General features: G+C 61.9%; 13 protein-coding genes and 3 rRNA genes. 1 reads left to right on the plus strand and 15 read right to left on the minus strand.

All coding sequences use genetic code 11. From position 1 onward, the window contains the following. Positions 1–14: 14 nt before the first annotated feature. On the plus strand, positions 15–1,232 hold the full coding sequence (locus tag ACZ6IE_RS14045; protein WP_464608476.1) for a hypothetical protein: 1,218 nt from the start codon (positions 15–17) through the stop codon (positions 1,230–1,232). A gap of 6 nt (positions 1,233–1,238) precedes the next feature. On the opposite strand, the gene ACZ6IE_RS14050 is transcribed toward ACZ6IE_RS14045, so the two are convergent. From ACZ6IE_RS14050 to ACZ6IE_RS14120, 15 genes are all read right to left on the minus strand, one after another. Continuing rightward, positions 1,239–3,221, minus strand: a complete 1,983-nt coding sequence (locus tag ACZ6IE_RS14050; RefSeq protein ID WP_464608477.1) for a bifunctional copper resistance protein CopD/cytochrome c oxidase assembly protein — start codon at positions 3,219–3,221, stop codon at positions 1,239–1,241. A 172-nt stretch (positions 3,222–3,393) separates the two neighbouring features. After that, positions 3,394–3,681 (minus strand): HU family DNA-binding protein, encoded by a 288-nt coding sequence (locus tag ACZ6IE_RS14055; RefSeq protein ID WP_077054659.1) that lies wholly within the window; start codon positions 3,679–3,681, stop codon positions 3,394–3,396. Between the two features lie 251 nt (positions 3,682–3,932). Then, positions 3,933–4,238: a 30S ribosomal protein S14 gene (gene rpsN / locus ACZ6IE_RS14060; RefSeq protein ID WP_077054658.1), complete on the minus strand. Its 306-nt coding sequence runs from the start codon at positions 4,236–4,238 to the stop codon at positions 3,933–3,935. A 2-nt stretch (positions 4,239–4,240) separates the two neighbouring features. Continuing rightward, entirely contained in the window at positions 4,241–4,408 is a 168-nt protein-coding gene (gene rpmG, locus ACZ6IE_RS14065) for a 50S ribosomal protein L33 (RefSeq protein ID WP_077054657.1), read from the minus strand. Beyond that, complete coding sequence (gene rpmB / locus ACZ6IE_RS14070; RefSeq protein WP_077054656.1) at positions 4,408–4,644, minus strand: 50S ribosomal protein L28; 237 nt, start codon at positions 4,642–4,644, stop codon at positions 4,408–4,410. Before rpmB ends, rpmG begins: the two co-directional genes overlap by 1 nt. A 172-nt stretch (positions 4,645–4,816) precedes the next feature. Further along, on the minus strand, positions 4,817–5,236 hold the full coding sequence (locus tag ACZ6IE_RS14075; protein WP_464608643.1) for a Fur family transcriptional regulator: 420 nt from the start codon (positions 5,234–5,236) through the stop codon (positions 4,817–4,819). A gap of 87 nt (positions 5,237–5,323) precedes the next feature. Then, on the minus strand, positions 5,324–6,199 hold the full coding sequence (locus tag ACZ6IE_RS14080) for a metal ABC transporter permease (RefSeq protein WP_464608644.1): 876 nt from the start codon (positions 6,197–6,199) through the stop codon (positions 5,324–5,326). Positions 6,200–6,252: 53 nt separating this feature from the next. Further along, positions 6,253–7,254 carry a metal ABC transporter ATP-binding protein gene (locus ACZ6IE_RS14085; RefSeq protein ID WP_464608478.1) on the minus strand — a complete coding sequence of 334 codons (1,002 nt, stop codon included), beginning with the start codon at positions 7,252–7,254 and terminating at the stop codon, positions 6,253–6,255. Then, positions 7,254–8,264: a metal ABC transporter solute-binding protein, Zn/Mn family gene (locus tag ACZ6IE_RS14090; RefSeq protein ID WP_464608479.1), complete on the minus strand. Its 1,011-nt coding sequence runs from the start codon at positions 8,262–8,264 to the stop codon at positions 7,254–7,256. Before ACZ6IE_RS14090 ends, ACZ6IE_RS14085 begins: the two co-directional genes overlap by 1 nt. Before the next feature lie 172 nt (positions 8,265–8,436). After that, positions 8,437–8,553: ribosomal RNA gene (gene rrf / locus ACZ6IE_RS14095) — 5S ribosomal RNA — on the minus strand. Positions 8,554–8,763: 210 nt separating this feature from the next. Beyond that, a 23S ribosomal RNA gene (locus tag ACZ6IE_RS14100) occupies positions 8,764–11,885 on the minus strand. A gap of 462 nt (positions 11,886–12,347) precedes the next feature. After that, a 16S ribosomal RNA gene (locus ACZ6IE_RS14105) occupies positions 12,348–13,869 on the minus strand. The 16S, 23S and 5S rRNA genes sit together here, the layout of an rRNA operon. A 737-nt stretch (positions 13,870–14,606) precedes the next feature. Further along, the gene (locus tag ACZ6IE_RS14110) at positions 14,607–15,497 is read right to left on the minus strand and encodes a glycine betaine ABC transporter substrate-binding protein (RefSeq protein WP_464608480.1); all 891 of its coding nucleotides are present in this window, start codon (positions 15,495–15,497) and stop codon (positions 14,607–14,609) included. 57 nt (positions 15,498–15,554) lie between these two features. Further along, entirely contained in the window at positions 15,555–16,499 is a 945-nt protein-coding gene (locus ACZ6IE_RS14115; protein WP_464608481.1) for an ABC transporter permease, read from the minus strand. Continuing rightward, positions 16,496–17,785 carry a quaternary amine ABC transporter ATP-binding protein gene (locus ACZ6IE_RS14120; protein WP_464608645.1) on the minus strand — a complete coding sequence of 430 codons (1,290 nt, stop codon included), beginning with the start codon at positions 17,783–17,785 and terminating at the stop codon, positions 16,496–16,498. The genes ACZ6IE_RS14115 and ACZ6IE_RS14120 overlap by 4 nt, the downstream gene beginning before the upstream one ends. Positions 17,786–17,906: the final 121 nt, after the last annotated feature.

A 17,906-nucleotide genomic window follows, 5' to 3' on the forward strand; every position in this document is an offset into this window, starting at 1 on the left:
TTTATGATAGCCGGGTGAGCAACGACCGCCCGACTGACCCCGCCTCCGCCGCGCCGACGCCGGCGCCGGGTGCGCCAGCGGGCCCGTACGCCGCCGGCGCGCCCATTCCGCCCCGCCCGTCCATGCCCCCCGCGGGCCCCCCGCAGCCGCCCTACGGCTCCGCCCCCGCCCCCGCGCCGCGCACCCCCGCTTCCCGCCGCCGCACGGTCATCGCCCTCATCGTCGTCGCCGCCCTCCTCCTCGCAGCCGTGGGCGCCACGATCGGCGCCCTCAACCGCGACTTCTACTCGGCAGCCGGTTTCGTGCGCACCTACCTCGGCCACCTCACCGCGCGGGATGCCGCAGCCGCCCTCGCGGTGCCCGGGGTCGCGGTCTCGGCCAAACAGCTGGCCGCCGACGAGCTGCCCGCCGACGCCTCCGATGCGCTCCTCCGCCGCGCCGCCCTCGGCACCCTCACGGACATCGAGCTCGTCTCCGACACCGATCGCGGCAACGGCCGCCACGAGGTGCGCTACTCCTACAACGCGGGCGGCGTGTTCGGCGAGTCGACCTTCGACGTCGAATCGGCCGGAACCCGGTTCCCCCTCATCCCCGCCTGGCGTTTTCACACGAGCCCGCTCTCGGTCGTCAACCTCACGGTTGAGCATTCGACGTCGTTCCGCGCCAACGGCTTCGACGTCGACACGCGTCAGGTAGCCCCGAAGGGCGAACAGCCGGCCTTCGACAACGTGGTCAACCTGCAGGTCTTCACCCCCGGCCGCTATACCTTCGACCACGAGTCCGACCTGTTGACGGCCTCCCCCGACAAGCTCCTCGTCGAGAAGCCGGCCGCCGTCGACGAAGCCACGGTCACCACGGCCCCCACCGACGCGTTCGTCGACGCCGTGCAGAAGGCCGTCGACGACCAACTCGACGCCTGCGCCGAACAGACGGTCCTCCTGCCCACCGGTTGCCCCTTCGGCACCACGATCGACGACCGCGTGCAGGGCGAAGCGGCCTGGTCCATGACCGAATACCCCGAGATCGAGATCGAGGCCGGTGAGGATGCCTGGAGCATCCCGTCGACGCCCGGCACCGCGCAGATCGAGGTCACCGTCCAGTCACTCTTCGACGGCTCGGTCAAGCAGCTCGACGACGACGTCGACTTCGACATGGTCGGCTCGGTCTTCGTCACGGGCGATCAGAAGGTCACGGTCGTCACCGAACCGGCCCCCAGCTCCCGCCGCAACTAGCCCTCGCTAACGGGAGTCGCGCGCCGCCATCTTCTCGAGCCGCTCGTTGTACTCCTTGAGCTCGGCGTCGTCGGTGCGGTCGGCGTTGCGGTCGACGCGCTTCTGTTCCTTCGTATCGCTCTTCGCCCACTGGATGGCGACGACGATCGCCAGCGCCACGGTCGGGATCTCGCCGACGCTCCAGGCGATGCCACCACCGGTCTGCTGATCGATCAGCGGCGTGTCACCCCATGTGCGCCCCATGGCCCCGAACCAGTCCGCGAGGAACAGCCCTGTGCTGGACATGATCGCGAGCCCGAAGAACGCGTGGAACGCCATGGTCGCCAGCAGCAACAACAGCCGGAACGCATAGGGCAAGCGGTACGGCACCGGGTCGATGCCGATCAGCGACTGCACGAAGAGGAAGCCCACGATGAGGAAGTGGATGATCATCCACTCGTGTCCGAAGTGGTCGGTCATGGCCCAGCGCAGCAGAGGCGTGTAGTAGAACACCCACAGCGAGCCCGCGAACAGCACGGCCGCCACCAGCGGGTTCGCGATCACACCGGCGAACTTGGAGTGCACGGCCAACAGGATCCACTCACGGGCGCCGCGTGAGCCATCCGACCGCTTCTGAATGGCCCGCATGGCCAGCGTGACGGGCGCTCCCGGCACCAGCAGCACGGGCACGGCCATCGTGAGGCCCATGTGACCGAGCATGTGAATGCTGAACAGGTAGTCCTGGTAGGCGTTGATGCCACCGTTGGTCAGGTAGAACAGCACGAGCATGCCGAGCACCCACAGCACCGAACGGTAGACGGGCCAGGCATCCCCACGCTTGCGCAGGCGTCGCACGCCGGCGAGGTAGAAGAAGATGCCGAAGGCGCACACGAGCACCCAGATGAGGTCGAAGTCCCACGTCGTGAAGAGACGCACGAAGGTGAGGGGCGCCGGCAGCGGCTCGTCGGTGAGCAGCTGCGCGGGCGTCTGCTCGGGCGGAACCTCTTCGCCTACGGGCGTCGCCGTGCGGGCCAATGCGGCGGCAACACCCGATGCCACACCCATGAAGGCCAGCTCGGCCGTTGCCAGCCACCAGAAACGAGCGGTGATGGATGCTGTCACCGACGTGCTCGCGGCGGCCATGCGGTCGATCACCCAGTTGCGGTGCAGCGCGCCGAACATGCCCAGCACGATCAGCGCCGCGACCTTGACCAGCACCAGCACGCCGTACGGGGTGAGCAACCGGTCGAGGCTGCCGATGCGCAGTTCGGCGCTCACGTAGCCCGAGACCGCTACGACGATGAAGCAGACGAGCGCCAGGGTGGAGTAGCGTCGCAGCACCGCGATGAGTCGCCCCTGCTCGAGGTCTTTGCGAATGAAGACCAGGGTGATCAGGCCGCCCAGCCACACGGCCGCGAACAGCAGGTGCAGCCCCAGCGCCGTGATGGCCGCGTTGTGGCCGGAGGTGCCGGCCGCGTGCCCCTGCTGGGCCATGGGGATGAGCGAGGCAACGGCCAGCAGCCCCACGAAGAACATGAGCGTCTGCCCACGGATGGCGAAGCACAGCACCGTGACCGTCGCGCCGATGAGCGTGGTGGCGAGCCAGGCCTGGCCCACCTCGACCTGCGTGAAGAACAGCCCGAGCTTGGCGCCGAAGGAGTCGTCGAACGACAGCGCCGTGTTCGTGACGCTCAGGAAGGTGAAGAAACCCGTCAGACCGGATGCCACGGTGAAGAAGCCGGCGCCTGCAGCGGCGATGTCGAGCGCATGCCCGTATTCGTCGCGTTTCGGGCTGAGCGCGAAGAGTGCCAGCGCCACCGATCCGATCATCACGGCCGCGCCGATGTTGACGAGCATCTTGGATGCCGGCAGCCCCCAGCGCACGAGAGCGCCCGGGTCGGCGAGCAACTGCGCCGTCGCACCCCCGCCATAGGCGAGTGCGGCGATGAGCGCGAGGAATGCGACCACCAGAAGGGCCGCGGGCGCGGCGATACGGGGTAGGCGTGGCACCAGATAAGCCTACGCTCTTCACCCGAGCGTTCCCTGCCCGCAGCTCAACCGCGCGGCCGGCACACAAACGGCGCGGCCGGCACACAAACCGCGCGGCCTGCACGCAAACCGTGCGTTAACGCCAGAAGGGGCGCCGCTCTCGCGACGCCCCTTCCGAACAGTGCAGGTGAGACTACTTGACGGCAGCCTTGAGCTTCGAACCAGCCGAAACCTTGACCGAGTGGCCGGCCGGGATGGCGATCTCAGCGCCGGTCTGCGGGTTGCGGCCCGTGCGGGCAGCGCGCGAGGTGCGCTCGACGGCGAGCCAGCCCGGGATGGTGACCTTGACGTCGTTCTTCACCGAGTCGGCGAGAACGGAGAAAAGGGAGTCGAGGACGCCACTGACGGCGGCCTGGCTCTGGCCGGACTCGGATGCGACCTTGGCAACCAGTTCGGTCTTGTTAAGCGTCTTATCAGCCATTGAGTTGTCCTCCTCGGACGTGCTGTGTTGCACAGCGAGTTTGTTGTAGACGAATCGATGCGACCTGGGTCACATCCTTACCGGTCTCATCGACCGCCTCGAATGTACCAGGATTCCCCGCGTTTTCGCGGTTCATTGGGCCTAAAAGGCGTTTTCCGTCGGCGTGTCCCAGCAAACGTGGAGGCGCCGGAACGCCGAAAGGGCGACCGACGTGATGTCGATCGCCCTTTCGGAACGTGAATGCCTGCTGATTACCAGCTGGACTTGGTGATGCCGGGTAGCTCGCCCTTGTGCGCCATGTCGCGGAAACGAACGCGCGAGATGCCGAAGCGCGAGAGGTGTCCACGGGGACGACCGTCGACCGCGTCGCGGTTGCGCAGACGGATGGGCGAAGCGTCGCGGGGAAGCTTCTGCAGGCCGAGGCGTGCGGCCTCGCGGGACTCGTCGGTGCCGTTCGGGTCGACGAGCGCCTTCTTCAGCTCGAGGCGCTTGGCGGCGTAACGCTCGACGATAACCTTGCGCTGCTCGTTCTTGGCGATTTTGCTCTTCTTAGCCATGTTTAGCGCTCCTCACGGAATTCAACGTGCTTGCGCACTACGGGGTCGTACTTCTTGAGCACGAGACGGTCGGGGTCATTGCGACGGTTCTTGCGGGTCACGTAGGTGTAACCGGTGCCAGCCGTCGAACGGAGCTTGATGATCGGACGTACGTCCTGGTGCTTTGCCATTAGATCTTCTCCCCACGGGCCAGGAGGTCCTTGACGACGGACTCGATGCCGCGTGCGTCGATGACCTTGATGCCCTTAGCGCTCAACGTGAGAGTCACGTTGCGACGCAGGGACGGCACGTAGTACGTCTTCTTCTGAATGTTCGGGTCGAAACGACGCTTGGTGCGTCGGTGCGAGTGCGAAATGTTGTGCCCGAAGCCGGGAGTGGCGCCGGTCACCTGGCAGTTTGCTGCCATGGTTTCCTCCAATTACCGCAGAGCGAGTGCTCTGCCCAAGATCTCTTGTCGGCACAGTTCATCCCTGATCTGAAAGAAAAGGGGTATATGTGCGGTCTAGGCGGCGGAATCCACCCAGCCAAACATCAAGCTTAGACGCAGACACCCGGATGCCGCAACTCTCGTCGCCGGACTAGCGGGCGGAGGGGTGGGCCGCGGCCGCCTTCTGCGAGCAGACCTCGCAGAGTCCGAAGATGTCGACGATGTGCTGCGCCTCGGTAAACCCGTGCTCGCCGGCGACCCGGTGCGCCCACTGCTCCACCTCCGTCGCCTCGATCTCGACCGTCTTCCCGCAGTTGCGGCAGATCAAGTGGTGGTGGTGAGCGGTCGACTCGCACGCGCGGTAGAGGCTCTCCCCCTCGGGCGACTGCAGCGAATCGGCCTCGCCTTCGGCCTGCAGGTCGGCCAGGGCGCGGTACACCGTGGCCAGGCCGATGGGTGATCCGGTGTCGCGGAGCGAGGAGTGCAGGCTCTGGGCGCTGATGAAACCCTCGTTCTGGTCGAGCGCGCCGCGAACGGCCTCGCGCTGCCAGGTGTTCCTTTTCGCAACCATCATGTCTCCTTAGCTCCGCCCCGGGATGGAACGCTTATCGCCGCACTCGATCCGATCCGGATGCAGGCACCTCGCCGGCATTCCAGCTCAGGCGCCGACGTTCTGCCGATGCATCCGGCCGGCCCGCGCGCTCGTCCTCAAACCGATGACCCGGCAGACAACGTAGATCGCGAACGAAATCGTCGTGATGTAGGGGCTGATCGGCAGCGAACCACCGATCGCCAACAGGATACCGCCGACCGCTGACACAAACCCGAAGATCATGGAGAGAAGCGGAACGAGGACGGGCGATGCGGACACGCGCAGCGCCGCGGCGGCTGGCGTCACGAGCAGCGCCAGCACCAGGAGTGCACCGATGATCTGCACGGACACCGCGACCGTGAGGCCGAGCAACACCATGAAGACGAGCGAAACCGCGCGGGTGGGCACGCCTCGGGCCGCCGCGACATCCGCGTCGAGGCTGTCGAACGTGAGCGGTCGCCACATGAGCAGCAGAGCCACCATGACGACGATGCTGATGGCGATGAGGATGCCGAGCTGGGGGTCGTCGACCGAGATGATCTGCCCCGTCAGCAGCCCGAATTTGTTGGCGCTGCGCCCCGGGTACAGCGCCAGGAACAGGATGCCGAGTCCCAACCCGAAGGGCATGAGCACGCCGATGATCGAGTTGCGATCGCGCGCCTTCGACCCCAGCAGCCCGATCAAGATGGCGGCGACAAGCGACCCAACGAGTGAACCCGCCACCACGTTCGCCCCGAAGAGCAGGGCAGCGGATGCTCCGGCGAACGACAGCTCGCTGATCCCGTGCACCGCGAACGCCATGTCGCGCTGCATCACGAACACGCCGATCAACCCGCCGACGATGCCGAGCACCGCACCCGCGATGATCGAGTTCTGCACCAGGCCGAGTAGCTCGCCGTAGTTCTCGAAGTTGAAGAGGCGCCCCCACAGTGAATCATCCATCTTCAGGGCACCGCCCACGGCGGCGACCACGCCGAGTACGCTCACTGCCCCGCTCATCGTCCGCCGCCGCTCTGCACATCGGGCAGCCGCGGTGGCACGCCACCGAGTCCGCCGCTGACGTCCGAATCGTGGTGATGCTGAGGCTCGCTCTCGGGGATTCCGACCACGACCACGCGTCCGCCCGTACGCAGCACATCCACCGGGGTGCCGTACAGCTCCGACAAGACGTCCGCGCGCAGCACCTCGTCCGGCGTCCCCTCCCGGAATTGCCCACCGGCCAAGTACAGGATTCGGTCGACCATGCCCAGCACAGGGTTCACGTCGTGCGTGACGAACACGACGGCGGTGTCGTGCTCCCTCCGGCGTCGATCGATGAGTTCGCTCACGCCACGCTGGTGCTGCAGATCCAGGCTGAGCAGGGGTTCGTCGCAGAGCAGCAGCAATGGGTCGCCCGCCAGCGCTTGGCCGACACGCAGCCTCTGCTGCTCACCGCCCGACAGCACTCCGACGGGGTCATTGCCGTATGCTGTGGCGCCTACGTCGGCCAGCAACCGGTCGACCTCGTCGCGCTCCCGCCTACCCGTGAACGGAATGCCGAATCGATGTCCATTCACGCCGAGCGCAATCAGGTCCCGACCGCGCATGGGCGTTCCCGCGGGAATCAACTTCTGCTGCGGGATGTACCCGATCCGCCGGTCCCCACGGCGCGCATGGTGCCCACCGACCCGCACGCTCCCCGCGTCCAGCTGTTGCTGACCCAAAATGGTCTTCAGCAAGCTCGTCTTACCGGAACCGTTGGGCCCCAGCACGGCGAGAAACTCCCCGGGCCGCACGTCGAGATCCAACCCGTCCCACAGCGTCCGCCCGCCGAAACCGAGCTTCGCCCCACTCAATTGCAGAGCGGATGTCGCGGCCCCCGACTTCCTGCCCAGGTTCGCGTCGCCTGCCCCCGATCGCGCAGTGCCTTCGCCCATGCCGCCAGACGATGCGGGGCGCGCCGAAGCGCCACCGGCCGTTTCGGCGGTGGCGCCCAGGTCTTCGTGCGGATGGCTCACTACTGGAGCACGTCCGAGACAGCGTCGATGTTTGCGGTCATCCAGCTCACGTAGGTGTCACCTTCTGGCATGGTTTCGGTGAAGGACACGACCGGGATGCCGGCATCCTTCGCCGCCTTCTCGACATCAGCCGTTTCAGGCCCGCTCGTCTGCTCATTGTAAGCGAGCAGCGCCACCTCGTGATTGCTGAAGATCGCGAGCGTCTCCTGCAACACGGACGGCGAGACGTCGGTGCCTTCTTCGATGGCCTCGCTGAACGCGTCGGGCGTCTTGTTCTGCAGCCCGATCTCCTCGAGCAGGTACAGCGGCACCGGCTCGGTGATCGCGGCACCCTTGCCGTCGGCCTGAGGCTTCAGAGCCGCGGCGGATGCTTCGAGCTCCTTCAGCTGCGCTGAGAACGCCTCATAGTTCTTCTCGTAGGTCTCGGCGTTCGCCGCGTCCTTCTCGCCGAGCTCGTGTGCAAGTTCGTGCGCCACCTCATCCATCGCCGAGAAGCTGTACCACACGTGCTCATTGAAGCCCTCGATGTGGTCATGCCCCTCGTGATCCTCGGCGGCCTCGGTGCTCTTCCCCTCGGCGGCCGGGCTGGATGTCGAGTCCTCATGTTCGTGGTCGTGCTCTTCACCCTCGTGCCCGGGCATCAGTCCCGACAGCTCGGATGCATTGATCACCACGACACCCTCGGTCGATCCGGCCTCGAGAAGCGTGTCGACGAATGGGTCGTAGCCGCCGCCGTTCTCCATGACCACGTCTGCGCGGGATACCGCCAGGCGGTCCTGCGCACTCGCCTCGTAGCTGTGCGGGTCTTGGGCGGCGCTCGTGATGAGGCTCGTCACCTCGACGTCGTCCCCACCCACCTGCTTGGCGATATCGCCATAAACATTGGTGGATGCCACGATCTGCACCTTGCCTGAGTCAGCCGTGCTTCCACCCGTCGACGAACATCCCGACAGGATGAGTGCGGCGACCAGTGGAGTGGCTACGATGGCGCCCAGAGCAGTCTTCTTCATACCGAAAACGCTACCTTATTGATAACCGTAATCAAAATCGCTGGTGGCGCTGGGGGCGGCTGGAAGCTCGAGCTCATTAACGACGGAAAGGCCGCCTTTCGGCGACCTCATCTGGTGGTGTTAAAGCGAAAATGGCCACCCAAACGTGTTGGGTGGCCATTTTCAATGTTAAGTCCGGCGGTGTCCTACTCTCCCACAGGGTCCCCCCTGCAGTACCATCGGCGCTGAGAGTCTTAGCTTCCGGGTTCGGAATGTGACCGGGCGTTTCCCTCTCGCTATGGCCGCCGAAACATTAGGGATCATACGATCAGTTCATGTTCCGAAGACTTCACCCGTGACCTTCCACAACACGGGTGTTGTGGGGTTCTGAACGGGTGTAGCTGTTCAGTTATGTTGTGTTGCTTTGTTCTCGACCGTACATCGAGAACCACAGAGTGGACGCGTAGCATCATGTCATTCGATACGAATTTCATGCTTCACCCCTCAAAGGGGGTGGGTGATTATCAAGTTATCGGCTTATTAGTACCGGTCAGCTCCGAGAGTCTTTAGTCCTCTCTTCCACATCCGGCCTATCAACCCAGTCGTCTGGCTGGGAGCCTCTCGCCCGAAGGCATGGAAATCTCATCTTGAGGCCGGCTTCCCGCTTAGATGCTTTCAGCGGTTATCCATCCCGAACGTAGCTAATCAGCGGTGCTCCTGGCGGAACAACTGACACACCAGAGGTTCGTCCAACCCGGTCCTCTCGTACTAGGGTCAGATCCTCTCAAATTTCCTGCGCGCGCAGCGGATAGGGACCGAACTGTCTCACGACGTTCTAAACCCAGCTCGCGTACCGCTTTAATGGGCGAACAGCCCAACCCTTGGGACCTACTCCAGCCCCAGGATGCGACGAGCCGACATCGAGGTGCCAAACCATGCCGTCGATATGGACTCTTGGGCAAGATCAGCCTGTTATCCCCGAGGTACCTTTTATCCGTTGAGCGACAGCGCTTCCACAAGCCACTGCCGGATCACTAGTCCCGACTTTCGTCCCTGCTCGACTTGTCAGTCTCACAGTCAAGCTCCCTTGTGCACTTACACTCGCCACCTGATTGCCAACCAGGTTGAGGGAACCTTTGGGCGCCTCCGTTACTTTTTGGGAGGCAACCGCCCCAGTTAAACTACCCACCAGGCACTGTCCCTGAACCGGATTACGGTTCGAAGTTAGATATCCAGAGTGACCAGAGTGGTATTTCAACGATGACTCCACGAACACTAGCGTGCCCGCTTCACAGTCTCCCACCTATCCTACACAAGCCACACCGAACACCAATACCAAGCTGTAGTAAAGGTCACGGGGTCTTTCCGTCCTGCTGCGCGTAACGAGCATCTTTACTCGTAGTGCAATTTCGCCGAGTTCGCGGTTGAGACAGCTGGGAAGTCGTTACGCCATTCGTGCAGGTCGGAACTTACCCGACAAGGAATTTCGCTACCTTAGGATGGTTATAGTTACCACCGCCGTTTACTGGGGCTTAAATTCTCAGCTTCGCCTTACGGCTAACCGTTCCTCTTAACCTTCCAGCACCGGGCAGGCGTCAGTCCGTATACATCGTCTTGCGACTTAGCACGGACCTGTGTTTTTAGTAAACAGTCGCTTCCCACTGGTCTCTGCGGCCCTGCAGCGCTTACTGGAGCAAGTCCATTCACGCCTTAGGCCCCCCTTCTCCCGAAGTTACGGGGGCATTTTGCCGAGTTCCTTAACCACGATTCTCTCGATCTCCTTAGTATTCTCTACCTGACCACCTGAGTCGGTTTGGGGTACGGGCAGCTAGAACCTCGCGTCGATGCTTTTCTTGGCAGCATAGGATCATCGGATCATGCCCTTACGGGCTCCCCTTAAGTTCTCAGCCTTGATGAGAGACGGATTTGCCTATCTCTCGGCCTACAACCTTGGCCTAGGACAACCATCGCCTAGGACCGACTACCTTCCTGCGTCACACCTGTTAATACGCTAACCGCACCAGCATAGGGTCGAGCGCTAGGCCTTGACCGTCACCCCGAAGGGATCAGTGACAAGGATTCAGACTCTTAGCATCACTGGATTAGTTTGGGCGGTTCTTCGCCGGTACGGGAATATCAACCCGTTGTCCATCGACTACGCCTGTCGGCCTCGCCTTAGGTCCCGACTTACCCAGGGCGGATTAGCCTGGCCCTGGAACCCTTGGTCTTTCGGAGGACGGGTTTCTCACCCGTCTTTCGCTACTCATGCCTGCATTCTCACTCGTGTGGCGTCCACGGCTGGTTCACACCGCCGCTTCACTCGCCACACGACGCTCTCCTACCCATCCATACGCCTGGACCCACAAGTGGGCCGGGCTAAAATATAAATGCCACAACTTCGGTGGCGTGCTTGAGCCCCGTTACATTGTCGGCGCGGAATCACTTGACCAGTGAGCTATTACGCACTCTTTCAAGGGTGGCTGCTTCTAAGCCAACCTCCTGGTTGTCTGTGCAACTCCACATCCTTTCCCACTTAGCACGCGCTTTGGGACCTTAGTTGGTGGTCTGGGTTGTTTCCCTCTCGACTATGAAGCTTATCCCCCACAGTCTCACTGCTGCGCTCTCACTTACCGGCATTCGGAGTTTGGCTGACGTCAGTAAGCTTTTGGGCCCCATCGGCCATCCAGTAGCTCTACCTCCGGCAAGAAACACGCAACGCTGCACCTAAATGCATTTCGGAGAGAACCAGCTATCACGAAGTTTGATTGGCCTTTCACCCCTATCCACAGCTCATCCCCTCCATTTTCAACTGAAGTGGGTTCGGTCCTCCACGACGTCTTACCGTCGCTTCAACCTGGCCATGGATAGATCACTTCGCTTCGGGTCTAGGACATGCGACTGAATCGCCCTATTCAGACTCGCTTTCGCTACGGCTACCCCACACGGGTTAACCTCGCCACATATCGCTAACTCGCAGGCTCATTCTTCAAAAGGCACGCTGTCACCCCTACAAGGAGGCTCCAACGGTTTGTAAGCAAACGGTTTCAGGTACTATTTCACTCCCCTCCCGGGGTACTTTTCACCTTTCCCTCACGGTACTTGTTCACTATCGGTCATCTGGGAGTATTTAGGCTTATCAGGTGGTCCTGACAGATTCACACGGGATTTCTCGGGCCCCGTGCTACTTGGGATACTCTTCGGGCGATAACTGCATTTCGACTACGGGGTTCGCACCCTCTCTGACTGATCATTCAAAATCATTCGTCTATACAGCGCTCTAACCCTTCTCCATCGGCAGACAGAAAAGAAAAGTCCCACAACCCCGACCATGCAACTCCTGCCGGATATCACACATAATCGGTTTAGCCTGTTCCGGTTTCGCTCGCCACTACTCACGGAATCGCTTTTGCTTTCTCTTCCTGAGGGTACTGAGATGTTTCACTTCCCCCCGTTCCCTCTACCCGCCCTATATATTCAGGCGGGAGTCACCAGGTCACCCAAAGGGCCTGGCGGGGTTTCCCCATTCGGAAATCCTCGGATCACAGCTCGTTTATCAGCTTCCCGAGGCTTATCGCAGATTACTACGTCCTTCTTCGGCTCCAGATGCCAAGGCATCCACCGTTTGCTCTTAGAAACTTGAAATCACATGAGTTCGAATCGAATTTCTCGTAAGAAATTGACCAATGGATCACCAACACCGAAGTGTTGGATAAATCATTGTGTTTATCAAGACACGGAACATAAAGTTCCGCATCTAAGATGCTCGCGTCCACTGTGTAGTTCTCAAAGTACGGGCGGTACCTGCCCAACCGGCTAGTAATGCCGATCAACCCAGGTCCCAGACCAAAAAGGTCCGTAAGAGTCAGTCCCGCAAATCCCCCTCAATAGGAGGCCTTCACGTTTCTGGTCCCTCAGGACCCAACAGCGTGCATACACCACCACTCCCCTGCCACAGCTTTCCAATCTCCCGAAGAAGACGTACTCGCCGTGAACACGTTCACGATGATGTCAATGTCAATGTTCCACCCATGAGCACCACGCGAGAACATTCGTCTCGATCGCGGCTCTGGACACCTCAACGAAGAGGCGCCATATGCTCCTTAGAAAGGAGGTGATCCAGCCGCACCTTCCGGTACGGCTACCTTGTTACGACTTAGTCCTAATTACCGATCCCACCTTAGACAGCTCCTTCCACAAGGGTTAGGCCACTGGCTTCGGGTGTTACCGACTTTCATGACTTGACGGGCGGTGTGTACAAGGCCCGGGAACGTATTCACCGCAGCGTTGCTGATCTGCGATTACTAGCGACTCCGACTTCATGAGGTCGAGTTGCAGACCTCAATCCGAACTGGGACCGACTTTTTGGGATTCGCTCCACCTTGCGGTATTGCAGCCCTTTGTATCGGCCATTGTAGCATGCGTGAAGCCCAAGACATAAGGGGCATGATGATTTGACGTCGTCCCCACCTTCCTCCGAGTTGACCCCGGCAGTATCCCATGAGTTCCCACCATTACGTGCTGGCAACATAGAACGAGGGTTGCGCTCGTTGCGGGACTTAACCCAACATCTCACGACACGAGCTGACGACAACCATGCACCACCTGTATACGAGTGTCCAAAGAGTTGACCATTTCTGGCCCGTTCTCGTATATGTCAAGCCTTGGTAAGGTTCTTCGCGTTGCATCGAATTAATCCGCATGCTCCGCCGCTTGTGCGGGCCCCCGTCAATTCCTTTGAGTTTTAGCCTTGCGGCCGTACTCCCCAGGCGGGGAACTTAATGCGTTAGCTGCGACACGGAGACCGTGGAATGGTCCCCACATCTAGTTCCCAACGTTTACGGGGTGGACTACCAGGGTATCTAAGCCTGTTTGCTCCCCACCCTTTCGCTCCTCAGCGTCAGTTACGGCCCAGAGATCTGCCTTCGCCATCGGTGTTCCTCCTGATATCTGCGCATTCCACCGCTACACCAGGAATTCCAATCTCCCCTACCGCACTCTAGTCTGCCCGTACCCACTGCAGACCCGAGGTTGAGCCTCGGGATTTCACAGCAGACGCGACAAACCGCCTACGAGCTCTTTACGCCCAATAATTCCGGACAACGCTTGCACCCTACGTATTACCGCGGCTGCTGGCACGTAGTTAGCCGGTGCTTTTTCTGCAGGTACCGTCACTTTCGCTTCTTCCCTGCTAAAAGAGGTTTACAACCCGAAGGCCGTCGTCCCTCACGCGGCGTTGCTGCATCAGGCTTTCGCCCATTGTGCAATATTCCCCACTGCTGCCTCCCGTAGGAGTCTGGGCCGTGTCTCAGTCCCAGTGTGGCCGGTCACCCTCTCAGGCCGGCTACCCGTCGTCGCCTTGGTGAGCCATTACCTCACCAACAAGCTGATAGGCCGCGAGTCCATCCTTGACCAAAATTCTTTCCACAACCAGACGATGCCGTCGGTTGTCATATCCGGTATTAGACGCCGTTTCCAGCGCTTATCCCAGAGTCAAGGGCAGGTTACTCACGTGTTACTCACCCGTTCGCCACTAATCCACCCAGCAAGCTGGGCTTCATCGTTCGACTTGCATGTGTTAAGCACGCCGCCAGCGTTCGTCCTGAGCCAGGATCAAACTCTCCGTAAATGTTTATTTGCCAGCCACTCCCAAAGAAGCGACGGCACATTCAGATGTGCGAAAAGCCACCGGAATAGGCGAACAATCCACACGAGTTCAATCTGACCAAATCCGAATATCAACTGACATTCATTTTCAATCTCAAAGAAATCTCAAACACCCTAAAAAGGATGCCGAGGTTATTTGGCATTTGACATTGTGCACGCTGTTGAGTTCTCAAAGATCAGACGCTCCCAACAAACCCACCCGAAGGCAGTTCATCAGGGCAACTTCTCTAACCTACCACATCTTGAAGTCTTGTCAAATCGAACCGGTTTGTCATTTTCAGGCAGACTGATTCACATCGAAGATTTCGTTGTGTGGGTTTTCCACGCTGACACGATGATCCGTAATCGGATTTTGTGCTTCTCAGCGGGGGTTTTGGTTGACTTCGGTTCTGGGCCTTTCGGCTTCCGTCCCCGGCAACTTGTCTACTGTACGACAGATTCAGAGGCCGTAAAAGCCATTTCTGTCACACGGGCCTTTTCGACGGGCACGATGAGGACAGGAATGGGTTGTTTACCGGGGAAAAGTGATTCTGGAAAAACTTCTGAAGAATTTTCGGGATGCCCCGGCTGCCCCGTGTATCCGCGGAATGGCGGGGATACGCGGGCAACGCTGCCGCTCTGTTGAACGAGAAAGGCCGCACTCAGTGAGTACGGCCTTTCAAGCGGGTAGTGAACCCTGGGGGTGTTACGTCTGCGCTACTACTTCGTCAGGGAATCCACGTAGTCGCGGTTGTCCTCGATCCACTTCGCCACGATGGGCTCGTAGTCGTCGCTGGAGTTCTCGTTGAACATGGCGTTCTCCAAGGAGTACAGCTGGTCGCTGTCCATGGTGAAGTTCTTGATCCATCCCTCGAGCGTGGGGAACTTGTCGCCGAACTGCTTGCTGGATACCGAGTGGATGCTCTCGGCATCCCCCAGCGTGCCCTGCGGGTCGGCGAGGTCCTTGAGGGGGAAGGCGTCGTAGGCCCAGTGCGGAGTCCAGAGGGTGACGACGACGTTCTCGCCGGCATCCGTGCGGGACTTCAGTTCGGAGAGCATGGCGGCCGTCGACGAGGTCAGGTACTCCATGTCTTCCAGACCGTAGCCGGGGATGACCTTCTCCTGCGTGGCCTCGGTGAGACCCGCGCCCGGTTCGATGCCGATGAGACGGTTGTCGAAGAGGTCGGCGTTCGCGGCCAATTCGTCGAGAGAGTCGATGGGGGCATCCTCGTTCACGGCGATGGTGAGCTTGGCGTCGTCGTTCCAGGCACCGAGGTCGGTGACATCCTTGCCGTAACGGTCCATGTAGGTCTTGTGGGTCTGGGGGAGCCACGTGTCGAGGACGAGGTCATAGTCGCCCGAAGAGAGTCCCTCATAGACGGGGGCGACGTCGGCATCCTCGAGTTCGACGTCGTAGCCCTTCTCCTCGAGGACGGCCTTCCAGAGGTAGCTGGCGGCCACCCCTTCGTCCCAGCCCTGGAAGACGGCGATCGTGACATCCTTCTGGTCGCCGTTGTCGAGGGTTTCGGCGGTGCCGGACGAACAGCCGACGAGGCCGACCATTCCGGCGAGCGCGACGGTTGCGAGGGTTGCTGTGGTGCGGTTCTTCATTGTTTCCTTTCGTCCCGTCAGAGAAGACGGGGGTGGGGGTATAGGGGCGCCGCGGGGTCAGCGCGACGCAGCTGCCGGGGTGCGGGCGTCAGAAGCCGGGGCCGGGGGGAGAGGGGCGCTCGAGGGGGCGGGAGATGCGACATCCGCTGCGCGTTCCGAGCGAGAGGGGCGGCGAGCGCGACGCGTGCCGAAGGATGCCGTGAGGCGGTCGAGGAAGATGGCGAGGATGACGACCGCGAGACCCGCCTCGAAGCCGAGACCCACATCGACGCGACCGAGGCTCGCGACCACCTCGGCGCCCAGACCGCCAGCACCGACCAGGCCCGCGATGACAACCATCGAGAGCGACAACATGATGACCTGGTTGATGCCCGCCGAGATACTGGGCATCGCGAGCGGCAACTGGATCTGGCGGAGGATGCGACCCGGGGAGGCCCCGAACGCCTGACCGGCCTCGACGACCTCCTTGTCGACACCGCGGATGCCGAGCTCGGTGAGCCGCACACCGGGAGCCATCGCAAAGATGATGGTGGCCACGATTCCGGGCACGACACCGACACGGAACAGGATGAGCGCCGGGATCAGGTAGACGAAGGCCGGCATGGTCTGCATGAAGTCGAGGATCGGTTTGATGATCTTGGACGCCGTGTCGGAACGCGCCGCCAGGATGCCGACCGGCACGCTGATCGCGATCGCGATGGCGCTGGCCACGAGGACGAGCGCCAAGGTATCCATGGCGTTGTCCCACTGGTCGACGCCGACGATCAGGAGGAAACCGACGGCCGAGCCGAGCGCGAACTTCCAGCCGCGGACGAAGAACGCCAGCGCGACCGCGACGATGATGATGGCCCAGAACGGGGGAGCCGCGAGCACGAGGTCCACCGCGTCGTAGAGGGCGGCGAAGATGGCTCGCAGGACGGAGAAGAAGCCGCCGAAGACATCCGTGATGAAATCGACGACGCTTTCGGCCCACTCGCCGAGAGGAATGCGGAACTCGTTCATACGAGGGTCCCTTCTGTGCTGCTGTTCGGGGCCGTGACGCGCAAAGTCTCGGTGATGGTCTCGACCGAGACGCTGGGCGCTGGGTCGATGGTGTCGAGCTCGGATGTCGTCGTCGGCACGTTTCCGAGCGCGGCGAGCAGAGTGACGCGTGGGATGGCGCCGAGCAGACGGTTCTCGGCGTCGAGCACGGCGACGGGCAGCGGGCTCTCGACGGCGCTCTCGAACAGGTCGGTCAGGTGGACGTCACCCGTGACCGTGGCGGCGTCGTTGCGGATGATCGTGCTGAGGTCGGTTTCGTTGGCCTTGACCAGACGCAGCACGTCCTTGTCGCGGACCACGCCGAGGAGGCGACGACCCGGGCCGACGACGAACGCCGCGGAGGTCTGCAGGTCGCGCATGGCACGGAGGGCGGCGCGCGGGCCGGCGGCCACCGAGACGACCGAACGGGCGGGCTCCATGACACCCGCGGCGGTAAGCACACGGGCGCGGTCGACATCCTGGACGAACTGCGCCACATAGTCGTTGGCCGGGTCGGTGAGGATGTCGTTGGGCGTGCCGACCTGCACGATGCGGCCGTCGCGCATCACGGCGATGCGATCGCCGAGGAACATGGCCTCGTTGAGATCGTGCGTGATGAAGATGATGGTCTTGCCGAGCTCGGCCTGCAGTTCGACGAGCTGCTCCTGCATCTCGCGCCGGATGAGCGGGTCCAGAGCCGAGAACGCCTCGTCCATCAGCAGGACGTCGGTGTCGGCGGCGAGCGCGCGGGCCAGACCGACGCGCTGCTGCATGCCACCCGAGAGCTGCGCCGGCAGCTTGTCGGCCCACCCGTCGAGACCCACGCGCTGGATGATGCGCTCGGCCCGTTCGCGGCGCTCGGCCAGGGGCATGCCCTGAATCTCGAGACCGTAGGCGACGTTGTCGCGCACACTGCGGTGGGGGAGGAGGGCGAAGTGCTGGAAGACCATCGAGACGTTCTTCTTGCGCACCTCGCGCAACTGGGCGTCGGAGATGCCAGAGATGGGCGAACCCATGACCTCGACCGCTCCCGAGGTCGGTTCGAGCAGACCGTTCAGCATGCGGATGAGCGTGGACTTGCCCGAACCGCTCAACCCCATGACGACGAAGATCTCGCCCTGCTTCACCTCGAACGAGGCGTCGATGACCGCGGCTGTGCCGAGGCCGGTCAGCTCGTCGCGCGCACTTCCCGCCGCGAGGCGCTTCACCACCTCCCGCGGTTTTCGACCGAATACCTTGAATAGATTCCGTGCGCTGACGGCAACCATTTCTGACACGTGTTCTCCAGCGCGTTGCCGACGCCGGGCGCGGGCAACGCATTTCGTTTCTCACGGCCGGGTCTCGGGGCGCGCGTCGGAACCCGCCACATCAAGCGGCGCGCGAGTCGTT

Source organism: Okibacterium sp. AC114 (genome assembly GCF_979253355.1).

Bases quoted from the DNA above. Each gene is read 5' to 3' on its own strand.
- ACZ6IE_RS14055 (WP_077054659.1), bottom strand. From the start codon at position 3,681: ATGGCTGATAAGACGCTTAACAAGACCGAACTGGTTGCCAAGGTCGCA.
- rpsN (WP_077054658.1), bottom strand. From the start codon at position 4,238: ATGGCTAAGAAGAGCAAAATCGCCAAGAACGAGCAGCGCAAGGTTATC.
- rpmG (WP_077054657.1), bottom strand. From the start codon at position 4,408: ATGGCAAAGCACCAGGACGTACGTCCGATCATCAAGCTCCGTTCGACG.
- rpmB (WP_077054656.1), bottom strand. From the start codon at position 4,644: ATGGCAGCAAACTGCCAGGTGACCGGCGCCACTCCCGGCTTCGGGCAC.
- ACZ6IE_RS14075 (WP_464608643.1), bottom strand. From the start codon at position 5,236: ATGGTTGCGAAAAGGAACACCTGGCAGCGCGAGGCCGTTCGCGGCGCG.
- ACZ6IE_RS14080 (WP_464608644.1), bottom strand. From the start codon at position 6,199: ATGGATGATTCACTGTGGGGGCGCCTCTTCAACTTCGAGAACTACGGC.
- ACZ6IE_RS14090 (WP_464608479.1), bottom strand. From the start codon at position 8,264: ATGAAGAAGACTGCTCTGGGCGCCATCGTAGCCACTCCACTGGTCGCC.
- ACZ6IE_RS14110 (WP_464608480.1), bottom strand. From the start codon at position 15,497: ATGAAGAACCGCACCACAGCAACCCTCGCAACCGTCGCGCTCGCCGGA.
- ACZ6IE_RS14115 (WP_464608481.1), bottom strand. From the start codon at position 16,499: ATGAACGAGTTCCGCATTCCTCTCGGCGAGTGGGCCGAAAGCGTCGTC.
- ACZ6IE_RS14120 (WP_464608645.1), bottom strand. From the start codon at position 17,785: ATGGTTGCCGTCAGCGCACGGAATCTATTCAAGGTATTCGGTCGAAAA.